The following is a 14,488-nucleotide window of genomic DNA, read 5'->3' as shown; positions in this document are numbered from 1 at the left end:
ATATCGATTTTATAAATGAACATGAACTGTCTGGGAAGGCGGGCCGTAGGAGGTGAGAGCCCTGTAATGGTAAGTTTATTTAATTGTAGGAGTATCCTGAGTAGGGGGGGACTGGAGAAATCCCCTTTGAATCTGCCGGCACCATCCGGTAAGGCTAAATACTACCAAGAGACCGATAGTGAACTAGTACTGTGAAGGAAAGGTGAAAAGTACCCTGAGTAAGGGGGTGAAAAGACCCTGAAACCATACGCTTACAAGCGGTCGGAGCCCTTTCGTGGGGTGACGGCGTGCCTTTTGCATAATGAGCCTACGAGTTACTTTCACTGGCGAGGTTAATCACGTAGACGTGAGCAGCCGGAGCGAAAGCGAGTCTGAATAGGGCGCTTAGTCAGTGGGAGTAGACGCGAAACTTTGTGATCTACCCATGAGCAGGTTGAAGCTCCGGTAAAACGGAGTGGAGGACCGAACCAGTTTACGTTGAAAAGTATTTGGATGACTTGTGGGTAGGGGTGAAAGGCCAATCAAACTGAGAAATAGCTCGTACTCCCCGAAATGTTTTTAGGAACAGCCTCGGGGTCAAGTTTTAAGCAGGTAAAGCTACCGATAGGACTAGGGGGAGTCAAATCCTACCAAATCCTGACGAACTCTGAATGGCTTAAAATATACCCGGGAGTGAGGGTTGGGGTGCTAAGGTCCCAATCCGAGAGGGAAAGAACCCAGACCAACAGCTAAGGTCCCAAAATTTTTACTAAGTTGAACTAAGGAAGTCTGATTGCAGTGACAGCCAGGATGTTAGCTTGGAAGCAGCTATTCATTTAAAGAGTGCGTAACAGCTCACTGGTCGAGCGAGGCGGGCATCGATAATAAACGGGCATCAAGTAAAATACCGAAGCTTTGGATTATATTTATATACTGGTAGGGGAGCATTCTGATCTGCGGAGAAGGTGAAGCGACAAGCTTTGCTGGAGCGTTCAGAAAAGCAAATGTAGGCATGAGTAACGATAATGAGGGCGAGAAACCCTCACGCCGAAAGACTAAGGATTCCTCAGCTATGCTAATCAACTGAGGGTTAGTCGGGGGCTAAGGGCCTAGCGAGAGCGACAGCCTAATGCACAACAGGTTAATATTCCTGTACTTACTTAATGGGCAATTAGATGACGGAGAGAATGGGTTACCAGATACTGACGGAATAGTGTCTTAGAGAGGCGGCAGCAATGCCAAACCGAGTGTAGCGAGTAATCTTCCAAGAAAAGTTTATGCGCATAACTGTTAAGTAACCCGTACCGTAAACCGACACAGGTGGTCGAGAAGAATATTCTAAGGCGCTCGAGTGAATCACGGCTAAGGAACTCGGCAAATTAACCCTGTAACTTCGGGATAAAGGGAGCCACGAGCAATCGTGGCCGCAGAGAAATGGCCCAGGCGACTGTTTAACAAAAACACATGGCTTTGCAAAATCGAAAGATGACGTATAAGGCCTGACACCTGCCCGGTGCTGGAAGGTTAAGGGGGGATGTTAGCTGCAAGGCGAAGCATTGAACTGAAGCCCCAGTAAACGGCGGCCGTAACTATAACGGTCCTAAGGTAGCGAAATTCCTTGTCGGGTAAGTTCCGACCTGCACGAATGGTGTAACGATCTGGGCACTGTCTCAGCCGTGAGCTCGGTGAAATTGTAGTAACGGTGAAGATGCCGTTTACCCGCAACGGGACGGAAAGACCCCATGAACCTTTACTATAGCTTAGCATTGAGTTTTGGTACTGGATGTGTAGGATAGGTGGGAGGCTGTGAGCCGGTGTCGCTAGGCATCGGGGAGCCAACGTTGAAATACCACCCTTCTTGTACTGGAATTCTAATCCGTTAAACGGAGACATTGCTTGGTGGGTAGTTTGACTGGGGTGGTCGCCTCCAAAAGAGTAACGGAGGCTTTCAAAGGTTCCCTCAGCACGCTTGGTAACCGTGCGTAGAGTGCAATAGCAAAAGGGAGCTTGACTGTGAGACCGACAAGTCGATCAGGTACGAAAGTAGGATATAGTGATCCGGTGGTTTAGTATGGAACAGCCATCGCTCAAAGGATAAAAGGTACTCTGGGGATAACAGGCTGATCTCCCCCAAGAGCTCACATCGACGGGGAGGTTTGGCACCTCGATGTCGGCTCGTCACATCCTGGGGCTGGAGAAGGTCCCAAGGGTTCGGCTGTTCGCCGATTAAAGTGGCACGCGAGCTGGGTTCAGAACGTCGTGAGACAGTTCGGTCCCTATCTGTTGTGGGCGTAGGAATATTGACAGGTTCTGACTTTAGTACGAGAGGACCGAGTTGGACTGACCGCTGGTAAATCAGTTGTTCTGCCAAGGGCATAGCTGAGTAGCCACGTCGGGACCAGATAAGCGCTGAAAGCATCTAAGTGCGAAACTGACCTGAAGATGAGTATTCCATGAAGGGTCCGTGTAGACGACACGGTTGATAGGCTACAGATGTAAAGGCAGTAATGTCAAAGTCGAGTAGTACTAATTACCCGAAAGCTTACTATTTTTTAATTAATTGAAATGCTACTACTATTTATTTTTACTCACAATATGGAAAAAGGCTAAGCCTTGCAAGATTTATGGAGCCGATAGGACGGGTGTTCACCTCTTCCCATCTCGAACAGAGAAGTTAAGCCCCGCACCGCTGATGATACTGGGATCAAACCCGGGAAAGTAAGTAAGCTCCAAGTTATTAACATCAAGCCAATCCAGTAATGGGTTGGCTTTTTTGTTGTGGAAAAGAGAAGTTGGAAAATGGGAAGATAGGAGAAAGAAGACCAAAAGAGAATATACGCTAAAATTATGGTTATTATTAATTTCTATTGCTCACCTCTTTTTACGCCTAATCATGTTAGTATTATCTGAATGTTTATTTGATTATTTTGCAAATGAGCACACATGATATAAAAGATACACTCCTAATCATTAACTCTTAATTCAAAATTCTCTTCCTAAATTGATCACAAAGCCAGATTTATTTCCATTAATTACTGGAATACTTATTTTGCAAACAATGTTATAGTAGGTTACAATATCAAAACCAAGTCCATAACCGTAAATCCATTTATTGGTTAAACGGCTATTGTACTCCATCGTCTTAGGTTGATTTACATAAGCAAAATCGAAAAAGGCTGTCGGATAAATAGCTATTGGTATCTGATTGAATTGCTTCCAAGGTATAAAATGTAAAGGCAGAATTTTTGAAAATAATTGATACTTAAATGTATTTCTTGATAAAAAATAACTGTCTCCATCAATTACATTTAATTCATAGCCTCTTACTAGTTCATTTCCATAACCTAAACCTTTTGCGTTAGCATATGGTATATTTTTATTCTCTTGTGTGTATTTTATTTTTACTTGGTTGGTTACAAAAAAATTGGATTTTAAGTCAAAGAAATAAGCTATAGATGCATAGGTTTCCCAATAATTAATAGCATCTTGAGAAAGTAAGCCTAATTTTTGGATTGAAAAATCAATTTTCTTTCCTCTGAGTGGGTAAGCTACATAATCACGATAATCATAGGAAAATGTATAGCCCATTTGTAAGTAATTTTGCTCGTTGCTTTTTCCTTGTAAGTAGGTTGGGTTGAGTTTTAAAATAGTATCTGCTATGATGTAATGGTTATATTTAATTTCTAACATTTGAAAATCGTAAAATTTAAATCGCTTTTTGAAACTTATACCTGTTGTCCATTTTTCTCGCAATATTGTATTCGAATTTATATATTGTAGTGTATCATTATTTGATTTATAGGCTAAATTTTTTGTGGTTTGATAATTGATATTAAACGTTATTCCTAATGTTTTTTTTATGTCTATATATGGATTAGTATAGCTAAAATCCAATCGATCTGTGAAACCGGATTCGGCTCTAAATTGAATTTTCTCTGACATTCCCCGAAAATTATTGTGCGTGAAATGTAAGCCGTAAATAATTCTATCTAGATTTCGTCCTCTTGTCCACCAATCTGTTAAATTTCTTTCTGCTAGTTGAATTACTGGATAACCCAAAATATACCATTGTTCCAAGAATTCAAAAGTGATATCTAAATTGCCATTATTTGTTTGGTGATAATCAACTTTAACCCATATAAATAGGTTTGTATTCATTAATTTTCTCCGATTGAATTCTAACCTTTTTTCGATGTCATCAATTGCCAGTGAATCTAAAGGGAGTATATCTAGTTCTCTTGTTAAAATGGATTCTTTGGTCTTTTCATTACCTTTAAAATGAATGGATTCAATTTGAATGTATTGTGCATGGCTGCTAAAGCCATAAAAGGAAATAGCAAGCGTAAATAGTAGATATGTAAGAAATTGTGTTGAACTAAATTTGATCATTACTTACAAGGTAATGAAAATATTTTATTGAAAAGATTAATTGAATAGTATGATTTCCTTTTGTTTATACCAACTTTCTAAATTTTCTTGATATCTTCTTTCTACACTAGGTCGCCTAATTTTTAGCGTTGGAGTTAAGCAATTATTTTCAATAGTCCATTCTTCTGAAAGTATAATTATTTTGGCTATTGATTCATATTTTTTAAAATTTGGATTAATCTCGTTTCTTAATTTATTCATTTCAGAAATAATGTCTTCTTGACTATTTTCTTTTCCCTGGTTGTTTAAAATAATTAATGCAATGGGTTGTGGTAAATTCATGCCTAAAACACAAACTTGTTCCACCCATGGATGTTGACTATAGTGATTTTCAATAGGTGCAGGTGATACATAACTTCCCTTCGCAGTTTTAAAAATATCCTTCACTCTTCCTATTATTTTGATGTATCCATCCTCGTCAATTTCACCCATATCTCCTGTTTTCAACCATTTTCCATCAAATAAATCCTCCGTTAGTTTGGTTTCCTTGTAATACCCTGATGTGAGGTGATCTCCAAACATTTGAATTTCATTATCTTCTTTGTTGATTCGAACCTCACAAATACCCCATGGCTTACCTACTGTACCTAATTTAATTTGCTTTTGAGGCATTAATGAATTGATACCTAGGTTTTCAGTCATTCCATACGCTTCTTGTATTCTCATTCCAAGTTTTTGATACCAAAGAAGTAAATCGCTAGGCATCGGAGCTGCTCCGGTGATCATTAATATCGTTTGATCTAAACCTAATGATTTTTTTATTAATTGAATGAACATTTTATTGATCAATGGAATAGACAAAACAACTTGAATCAATTTGTCACTACCCATTTTACTGATAATACCTTCTTTGAATTTGGCCCATATCCTAGGTACAGCCAGAAAATGGGTTGGTCTTGCCGCCAATAAGTTTTCTCTAAAACTACTTAAACTTTCAACAAAATAAATGGTTCCTCCAGCAGCAGTAGCAGCAAATTCGACAAAATTACGTTCTGCAATGTGACATAATGGTAAATAAGAAATAAAACGAGTGTTGGGTGTGTCTAAGAAAGCCACATCTTTTGCGGCATTAATCGCTAAAGGAACTGATTTGGAAGGTATCATAACGCCTTTCGGAGTCCCAGTAGTTCCAGATGTATAAACAATTGTAATTATGTCGGAATCATTGTAATTAGGTAATTCGATGTGATTATTTTCTGATAGTAAAATATCATTCCATTGAATGATATTTTCTTCAGCAATTTCACCTGTAGAAATTATTAAAATATCTTTTGGGATAGAATCTTTAATTTCTTTCCAATTATCGATTTTTCCAACAAATAATATTTGACAATCTGAATGAACTAATACTTGATGTAATTGTTCTCCAGATAAAGTAGGATAAAATGGGACCGAAATTCCACCTGACATGAAAATAGCCAAATCAGATAATATCCAATGCGCACAATTTTTAGATAAAATACCAACATGTTTAGGTCCTTCCTTGAAATGTTTTTGAAGAAAATTCCCTATTTTTTTTACTTGATTTTCGGATTCACTATAAGTGAAATCGATGAATTTGTCACCGATGGGTTGTTTTAGATAAATGGAATTGGGGGTATTTTTTGCCCAAAATAAAAAATTCTCTAATTGACTCTTGTATTCTTTAATCATCGAATGACATGCTATTTTACTCCTGAAAAATAAAGATAATTTCTTTTAAATCATAGGTTTGAATTCCACTTTCTTTTTGCATTAATAGTAATCCTTGATGATTTACTTGTACTATTTTACCAAGAAATGGTATGTTTTTCTCCTCAAATGTGCTCCATTCTTGATAACGCAATAAATTTCGATGATATTCTAGATCAATTATTTCGAATGATTGTGCTAAAAAAAGTGAATAATATTTTTCAATTCCAATTGAAATAGATTGATAAATTTCCTCAATATTTATTAAAAATGGATTCTGAATCCATTTTTTAAGGGAATTGGCACGTAAATCGGGGAACTCCATTTGATTTATATTCAAGCCAATTCCAACGATTGAAAAAGTCCATTTTCCCGCTTGAAAATTATTTTCGATTAATACCCCACCAATTTTATGATTATCCAAATAGATATCATTTGGCCATTTTATTTGTAATGGAATAGTTTCTCCAAGCGATGATTTTGCCCATTCCTGTAAACCATAAATGATTCCCAAAGCCACTGCTTTACTCAGATAAAATTGATTTTCTAATAAATGGGCTTTTGGTTTTAACAAATAAGAAACCAATAAATTTTCACCTGGTTTTGCTTCCCAAGTATTTCCCCTTTGGCCTCTGCCGGAGGTTTGATGCCCTGCAATCCATGCAAAACCCTCTTCAAGAGTGTTTTCTGAACTTTCCTCAAAAGCAACCAAATTAGTTGAACTACAAGTTTGTAGATATTTTGATTTTTTGCCTACGAACTGCGTGTTTGCGTGATATTTGTTCAATATTTATTTGTAATTTTAGATTTATTAGAACAAAAATAAATTTTTATTCGTTAAGGATTTAATTAAACGAAATTTAGATTAAAATAATTTATGGGGAAAAGTCCAAAAAAAGCTACCAAAGTAGAGATATCAGAAGAAATTGTGGATTGGGTAGTAAAAGGAATGCAAGACAAGAAGGCGCAGGAAATCATGGTTTTAGATTTACGTGAAGTAAATAATGCCTTTACAGATTTCTTTGTTATTTGTTCAGGAACGTCTGATACACAAATTGACGCCATCGCGGAATCAGTCGATAAAGAAGTTTGGGAATCAGGTAAAATTCATGCCCATTCAGTTGAAGGAAAGGCTAATCGAGAATGGATTTTAATGGATTACTATGACGTTATTGTTCACGTTTTCTTAAAAGATAAACGTTCTTTTTTCAAATTGGAAGAACTTTGGGGGGACGCAAAATTTACCATCATACCAGAATAAGATTATTAAAAAAATATTTATCTAAGACGAAACTAAATCGTTTGTAAAAAACGTTCTAAGTCCAAATTACTCATTCAATGGCAAAAATTAATAATTCAAAAGGACCTAAACGACCATCTTTACCTCCAAGATTACCCAAAAAGCCAGTTAATGGTATGCAAAGTTGGATGGTAGTTGGTTTGTTGATTGTTTTACTTAGTATGTTTTTTTTGACAAAGCAAACCACTTTGCAAACCATTTCTCAAAAACAATTTGAAACTATGTTGCTTCAAAAAGAAGTAGCATCTGTGACAATCGTAAACGATAAAGAAGTAGAGGTTAGTTTGAAATCTGCCTATATTCCTAAATATTTCAAAAACACGCCTCAAGCACCCACAGCTGTAGGAAAAGGCCCACACTTTGAATTTCAAGTGATTTCCAAAGAAGGATTTGAACGATTTCTGGAAGATCGCCAGAAGGCATTTCCAAGGAACGAACAAATCATGGCAAATCCTGAAACTAGAACGGGTCCTTTGGATTGGCTAGGTACTTGGGGATTCCTTATCTTAATGGGCTTAAGTTTTTATTTCTTGTTTTTCCGAATGGGAGGAGCTGGAGGAGGAGCAGGAGGACAAATTTTCAATATTGGTCGGAGCCGTGCAACATTGATAGAAGGAGAATCAAAGGTTCGTGTAACTTTTAATGATGTAGCAGGTTTAGATGAAGCTAAGGAAGAAATTCAAGAAATTGTCGAGTTTTTAAAATTTCCAAAGAAATTTACGGACTTAGGAGGTAAAATTCCTAAGGGTGCCTTATTGGTAGGCCCTCCGGGAACTGGTAAAACATTGTTGGCAAAAGCCGTAGCTGGAGAAGCTGGTGTTCCTTTTTTCTCGTTATCTGGTTCCGATTTTGTTGAAATGTTTGTAGGGGTGGGAGCTGCTCGTGTTCGTGATTTATTCAAGCAAGCCAAAGAAAAGGCACCTTGTATCATTTTTATAGACGAAATTGATGCGGTAGGACGATCAAGAGGTCGAGGGTCAATGCCAGGTGGAAATGATGAACGTGAAAATACATTAAACTCTTTATTAGTTGAAATGGATGGTTTTGCCACAGATTCTGGTATTATCATCATGGCTGCAACCAACCGTCCGGATGTATTGGATCCTGCTTTGTTGAGACCAGGTCGTTTTGATCGTCAAATTTCAATTGATAAGCCTGATATTATTGGTCGCGAAGCTATTTTTAAAGTGCATTTGAAGCCGATCAAATTGTCTGATGATGTTGATCCTAAAGAATTATCAGCACAGACTCCAGGTTTTGCTGGTGCTGAAATCGCTAATGTTTGTAATGAGGCTGCATTAATCGCTGCTAGGCGTAATAAAACGGCCGTTGACATGTCTGACTTTCAAGAAGCAATGGATCGTGTCATTGGGGGCTTAGAAAAGAAAAATAAGTTAATTTCTCCGGAAGAAAAGAAAATAGTTGCTTTCCATGAGGCTGGTCATGCCATCGCAGGTTGGTTTTTGGAACATGCGAATCCACTGGTTAAGGTGTCTATCGTTCCTCGTGGGGTTGCCGCTTTAGGTTATGCTCAATATTTGCCTAAAGAACAATTTTTGTATCGTACAGAGCAACTAATGGACGAAATGTGTGTTACCTTGGGTGGTCGTGCTGCGGAAGAAATTGTATTTGGAAAAATCACAACAGGTGCTCAAAATGATTTGGAGCGTATAACTAAATTAGCCTATTCCATGGTTACCATTTATGGTATGAATGATAAGTTAGGTAATATTTCATATTATGATTCAAAAGGCTCAGAATATCAATTTAACAAGCCATATTCTGAACAAACAGCTCGTGAAATAGATGAAGAAGTTCGAAAAATTATAGCTGAAGCCTACAAAAGAACGAAAAAATTATTGTCAGATAAAAAAGATAAACTAACGATTTTAGCTGAGCAATTGTTGCAGAAAGAAGTACTGTTTCAAAGTGATTTAGAAGCTTTAGTAGGGCCTAGACCTTTTGAGCAATTAACTTCTTATCAAGAGTTTATTAAAGGTGAAACTGAAAAGAAACGCAAAGATGCAAAAGATGTTAGAGATTTAGCTGAGAAAGAAGAAGCATTAAAGGTGAAACCTAAAAGAAAAGTAAAAGCAAAATCCGATGAATCGGATGCTCCTCCAACCGAGGATACATTATCCTAAATTTGTAATTTTGTATGGGTGAGCTTTCTCACCCATTTTTTTGTGATGGCCAAACAAATTGAAATTTTATCGGGTAAAAAAGTGTATTTCGCTTCTGATTTCCATTTGGGATTTCCCAATGTAGATGAAAGTCTTTTGCGCGAAAAGGAATTAGTTAAATGGTTAGATGGCATTAAACCTGATGCTCAAGCGTTGTTTTTGGTCGGTGATTTGTTTGATTTTTGGTTTGAATACCGTCAAACGATTCCCAAAGGTTTTGTTAGATTTTTAGGGAAATTAGCAGAGCTTTCGGACTCGGGAATTGAAATTCATATTTTTGTGGGCAATCATGATTTATGGATGTGGGATTATTTTGAAAAAGAGATTTCTGCGATCATTTATCGTGAACCTTGTCAAATAGATTTAATTTTCGAAAAACATACCCAATCCATTTATGTGGGTCATGGTGATGGACTAGGACCTGGTGACTATGGGTATAAATTATTAAAAAAGGTATTTACCAATCCTATTGCTCAATGGGCATTCCGATGTTTGCATCCAGATTTTGGGATAAAATTAGCTCACTTATGGTCAAATACCCGCAAGTCGAATTCAATCGTGGAAGGAGAAGTCCCGTTTGACGAAAAGACGGATTACATACTTTCTTTTGTGAGACAAAGAATAAATGAGCACTCGAAAGACAATATTGTCATCAATTCTTATATCTTTGGCCATCGTCATCACCCTATTGTTTTTAAATTAAATACATCCTCACATTATTATAATCTAGGGGATTGGTTTAGTCCTAATTATAAAAATGCATTTTATTTAACTATTTCTGAAAATGAAACTAAACTTTCTAAGTATCAAAAATCTTAGTTTATCAATTACCCTATTTTTATCACTTATCATGTGTGATTTATTTGCACAAAACACTGCTATTTCTAATCAATCTACTGAATTTTGGAGACCCCAAGTTCATTTTTCTCCCAAGAAAAATTGGACAAATGACCCCAATGGTTTAATCTATTTAAACGGTTATTATCATGTGTTTTTTCAACACAATCCAAAAGGAAATGAATGGGGAAATATGTCATGGGGGCATGCACGGTCCAAAGATTTATTACATTGGGAAGAATTACCTGTAGCTATCTCGAACGCGAAGGAATATATATTTTCGGGTTGTGTGGTCTTAGATAAAAATCATGTTTCTGGCTTAGGTGATCCCAATAAAACCCTATTGATAGCCATCTATACAGCTGATTTTCCCAATACCAGAGAGGAACAACATTTAGCTTTTTCAAACGATGAAGGCTTAACTTGGACAAAATTTGATCAAAATCCGGTTTTAAATATTGATTACAAAGACTTTAGGGATCCCAATATTATTTGGCATGAAAAATCGAATCAATTTATCATGGTTGTTTCTAAACCTAAAGAATTTACAGTTCAATTTTATGGATCTAAAAATTTAAAAAATTGGAATCATTTAAGTGATTTTGGTATGCAAGGTGATATCGATATGATATGGGAATGTCCAGCATTGATGGAGTTGCCGATGGAAGATCAAATTGGACAAAAGAAATGGGTTTTAAGTTTAAGCTCTCAAGGTCCTATTAAAAAATTCGTTGGTATGCAATATTTTATTGGTCGTTTTGATGGTACACATTTTCAAAATGAAAATCCAAAAGATGTTAAACTGTATGTGGATTATGGGAAAGATTTTTATGCGGCAATTCCATTTTACAATGCACCCAAAAATGAAAATATTTGGTTGGGGTGGGCACTTTCTTGGCAATATGCCAAAGAGCAACCTACTTTCCCATGGAAAGGTCAAATGTCTTCTGTTAGAAAATTGAGTTTAGTAAATACCGCTGAAGGAATTCGATTAAAACAGAAATTTTTACCAGATTTGGATCGCAAAGCACCTGATTTTCAGGCTCAAGATTTGAAGGTTTCTAAAAGTAAAAAATTGAATGGAATTCAATTTTTATCCAACAGAACCTATGTGATTGATTTAGTAATATCTAATTCAAAATCGACGAAATGGGGCTTAAATTTAACCTCTACTAAAAATGAAAAAACTTCAATTGGCTTTGACGAAAAGGATTTAAATTGGTTTATTGATCGTACTCAATCTGGGCTTGATTTAGGAAATAACTTTATTTCGAATGATAAAGCGCCAAGTATTGGTGGTATGCAGAAAAACATCCGTATTTTTGTCGATAAGTCCATCATCGAGGTATTGGCTCAAGAAGGAACCGTTGCCATTTCTTCTTTGAGATTTCCAAAAGGGAATACAGAGAATGTAGAATTATTTACAGATAATGGTGAAACTGAAATTAAGCAAATTCGAATTTGGGAACTCAAGTAGGTTCTCAATTTTTATACTAATCTAAAATACTATCTTATGTCACTATCGACAAGTCGCCTTGAAGTCATGAATGAACTCGGAAAGAATATGGACGACTATATGAAAGAATATTTGAATCCAATAGATAGCAATTGGCAGCCTTCCGATATGTTACCTGATTCTACTAAAGACAATTTTTTTCAAGAAGTTAAATCTTTGCAAGAGGCTGCTAATGAGTTGCCGTATGATTATTGGGCAGTATTAGTAGGTGACACCATTACGGAAGAAGCCTTGCCTACCTATGAATCCTGGTTACTTGGAATGGAAACTGTTAACCATTTGGACCAAGAAAATGGTTGGGCAAAATGGATCAGAAGCTGGACTGCCGAAGAAAATAGGCATGGAAATTTGTTGGGTACCTATTTGTACCTTTCTGGTAAAGTAGATATGCGGGCAGTAGCTATCTCAACACAATATTTAATAGCAGATGGTTTTGATATAGGCACTACAGCTGATCCTTATCGTAATTTTGTATACACCTCCTTTCAAGAGCAAGCTACCAATGTTTCTCATCGAAGAACAGCTACATTGGCGAAGCAATATGGTAATTCAAATTTGTCTAAAATGTGTGCTTTAATTGCTGCAGATGAACTTCGTCATGCAAGGGCATATCGTCGATTTGTGGCTGAGATATTTAAGTTAGATCCTTCTGAAATGATGTTAGCATTTGCGGATATGATGAAGAAAAAGATTGTGATGCCAGCGCATTTTTTAAGAGAAATAAATGGTCAAAAGAGTTCATTGTTTGAGCATTTTTCAGACGCGGCACAACGACTTGGAGTTTATACGACCATGGATTATGTTTCCATCATGCAGAGTTTGATTAAAGAATGGGAAATTGAAAAAATGGGTGGTTTAAATGAAGCTGCAGAAAAAGCAAGAGATTATGTTGCGAATTTACCAGCTCGATTAGAAAAATTGGCAGACCGTGTCAAAGTGCCAGAATTGGCTTATCCATTTACTTGGATTGCATAAAGAATGATTAAAAAATTATCAATGGACGAGCTGAATAGGCTCGATTTGGAGGGGTATAAGTCTGCCACTAAATTCCCGTTTGTGATTGTGTTGGATGATATTCGAAGTATGAATAACGTTGGTTCAGCCTTTAGAACGGGAGACGCCTTTCGTTGCGAAAAAATTTATTTGTGTGGAATAACCGCTCAACCACCTCATCGAGAAATTTCTAAAACAGCTCTTGGTGCTGATGAATCTGTTGAATGGGTTTATTTTGACAATCCCAAAGCTTGTATAGACGATTTGCGTTCCCAGAATTACCAGATTATTGTTATTGAGCAAGTTGAAAATTCAACTTCTTTGTTGGATTTTCAGCCTCAACCAGACCAGAAATATGCTTTTGTATTTGGCAATGAAGTTTTTGGTGTTACAGAAGATTATATTCAAAATGCTCAAATATGTGTTGAAATTCCTCAATTTGGCACTAAGCATTCTTTAAACGTTTCTGTTAGTATGGGGATTATTATTTGGGATTATATTTCTAAGATAGGTAATAGGTAAAAGGTAATAGGTAATAGGTAATAGGTAATAGGTAAAAGGTAATAGGTGTCTTTCCTCTTTCCTCTTTCCTCTCTTCATTAAAAACTATTTTCTTCCGTTCATCCATTAAATTATTTTGGTTATTTATCTTTTGTTTATTTTAGCAAAATCAATAACCAACCTATATGATACTTTCAATACAAAATGTCAGTAAAAGCTATGAAAATCACGTAGCTTTAAACAAAATCAATTTAGATATTCCGGAAGGTCAAATTTTCGGTTTGTTAGGCCCAAATGGTGCTGGTAAAACTTCATTAATTCGTATAATAAATCAAATAACTGCTCCGGATGAAGGAGAAGTGCTTTTTAATGGTGAGCCATTATCGCAAAAGCATATTGAACAAATTGGTTATTTGCCGGAAGAGAGGGGATTATATAAGAAAATGAAGGTAGGGGAGCAGTTGGTTTATTTGGCTCGATTAAAAGGACTTTCAAAGAAAGAAGCCATTTCTAGATTAAAGGAATGGTTTATTAAATTGGATATAAAAGATTGGTGGAATAAACCTGTAGAAGACCTTTCCAAAGGAATGCAGCAAAAAACTCAATTTATATCAACAGTGGTACATCAACCTAAATTATTGATATTAGATGAGCCATTTTCTGGTTTTGATCCAATCAATGCTAATATGTTGAAGGATGAAATACTTCATTTAAAAGCCAATGGCACAAGCATTCTTTTTTCTACGCATCGCATGGAGTCTGTCGAAGAGTTATGTGATGGAATTGCTCTGATCAATCATGCTGAAGTGGTTTTAACGGGTGAAAAAAATGAAATTCAGAATCAATTTAAAAAGAACGAATTTCAAGTTGAATTTATGGGCGAATGGAAAGAAAATTGGATGAATTTTGATCCCTTAAAAATGGAGCAAAATGTTGCTACTATAAAATTACATGAAGGTATCAATACCAATGAAGCACTTGCTGAATTAATTCAAAATACCCAGGTATTATCTTTTAAAGAAATCATTCCGTCATTCAATGACATATTTATTCAAGTTGTAGAAAATCAATAACCGACTA

The 14,488-nt window shown here is 36.4% G+C and carries 10 protein-coding genes, 1 rRNA gene, 1 pseudogene and 2 other annotated features; of the genes and pseudogenes, 8 read left to right on the top strand and 4 right to left on the bottom strand.

Features of this window, described 5'->3' with window-relative positions; genetic code table 11:
* Window positions 1–152, top strand: a sequence feature (23S ribosomal RNA rRNA prediction is too short).
* A 101-nt stretch (window positions 153–253) separates the two neighbouring features.
* Window positions 254–2,517, top strand: a sequence feature (most likely nonfunctional fraction of RNA operon).
* Window positions 2,518–2,602: 85 nt separating this feature from the next.
* Window positions 2,603–2,714 (top strand): 5S ribosomal RNA (rrf, locus tag V7S76_RS10240).
* Between the two features lie 247 nt (window positions 2,715–2,961).
* Here the strand turns inward: rrf and V7S76_RS10235 are convergent.
* The 4 genes and pseudogenes from V7S76_RS10235 to V7S76_RS10220 form a co-directional block, all read right to left on the bottom strand.
* A complete protein-coding gene (locus V7S76_RS10235; RefSeq protein ID WP_459510012.1) occupies window positions 2,962–3,921 on the bottom strand; it encodes a BamA/TamA family outer membrane protein in 960 nt (319 codons plus the stop codon).
* Window positions 3,922–4,068: 147 nt separating this feature from the next.
* Window positions 4,069–4,368, bottom strand: a pseudogene (locus tag V7S76_RS10230) (POTRA domain-containing protein); the annotation flags it as partial.
* A 36-nt stretch (window positions 4,369–4,404) separates the two neighbouring features.
* The gene (locus V7S76_RS10225; protein ID WP_459510010.1) at window positions 4,405–6,060 is read right to left on the bottom strand and encodes an AMP-binding protein; all 1,656 of its coding nucleotides are present in this window, start codon (window positions 6,058–6,060) and stop codon (window positions 4,405–4,407) included.
* Window positions 6,061–6,076: 16 nt separating this feature from the next.
* Window positions 6,077–6,865 (bottom strand): biotin--[acetyl-CoA-carboxylase] ligase, encoded by a 789-nt coding sequence (locus V7S76_RS10220; protein WP_459510009.1) that lies wholly within the window; start codon window positions 6,863–6,865, stop codon window positions 6,077–6,079.
* A gap of 90 nt (window positions 6,866–6,955) precedes the next feature.
* Between V7S76_RS10220 and rsfS the strand changes: the two genes are divergently transcribed.
* The 7 genes from rsfS to V7S76_RS10185 all read left to right on the top strand — a co-directional run bounded on the left by rsfS (window position 6,956) and on the right by V7S76_RS10185 (window position 14,481).
* On the top strand, window positions 6,956–7,339 hold the full coding sequence (rsfS, locus tag V7S76_RS10215) for a ribosome silencing factor (protein WP_459510008.1): 384 nt from the start codon (window positions 6,956–6,958) through the stop codon (window positions 7,337–7,339).
* Window positions 7,340–7,416: 77 nt separating this feature from the next.
* Window positions 7,417–9,522 carry an ATP-dependent zinc metalloprotease FtsH gene (gene ftsH, locus V7S76_RS10210; protein ID WP_459510007.1) on the top strand — a complete coding sequence of 702 codons (2,106 nt, stop codon included), beginning with the start codon at window positions 7,417–7,419 and terminating at the stop codon, window positions 9,520–9,522.
* Between the two features lie 45 nt (window positions 9,523–9,567).
* Window positions 9,568–10,380 (top strand): UDP-2,3-diacylglucosamine diphosphatase, encoded by an 813-nt coding sequence (locus tag V7S76_RS10205; RefSeq protein WP_459510005.1) that lies wholly within the window; start codon window positions 9,568–9,570, stop codon window positions 10,378–10,380.
* Window positions 10,346–11,875 (top strand): glycoside hydrolase family 32 protein, encoded by a 1,530-nt coding sequence (locus tag V7S76_RS10200; protein WP_459510004.1) that lies wholly within the window; start codon window positions 10,346–10,348, stop codon window positions 11,873–11,875. Before V7S76_RS10205 ends, V7S76_RS10200 begins: the two co-directional genes overlap by 35 nt.
* A gap of 36 nt (window positions 11,876–11,911) precedes the next feature.
* Entirely contained in the window at window positions 11,912–12,889 is a 978-nt protein-coding gene (locus tag V7S76_RS10195) for an acyl-ACP desaturase (RefSeq protein ID WP_459510003.1), read from the top strand.
* A gap of 6 nt (window positions 12,890–12,895) precedes the next feature.
* Window positions 12,896–13,429 (top strand): RNA methyltransferase, encoded by a 534-nt coding sequence (locus V7S76_RS10190; protein WP_459510011.1) that lies wholly within the window; start codon window positions 12,896–12,898, stop codon window positions 13,427–13,429.
* Window positions 13,430–13,593: 164 nt separating this feature from the next.
* On the top strand, window positions 13,594–14,481 hold the full coding sequence (locus tag V7S76_RS10185; RefSeq protein WP_459510002.1) for an ABC transporter ATP-binding protein: 888 nt from the start codon (window positions 13,594–13,596) through the stop codon (window positions 14,479–14,481).
* The last annotated feature ends 7 nt before the right edge of the window (window positions 14,482–14,488 follow it).

This window comes from Aquirufa sp. ROCK2-A2 (genome assembly GCF_054558485.1).
This window is presented reverse-complemented; position numbering and strand designations above follow the sequence as displayed.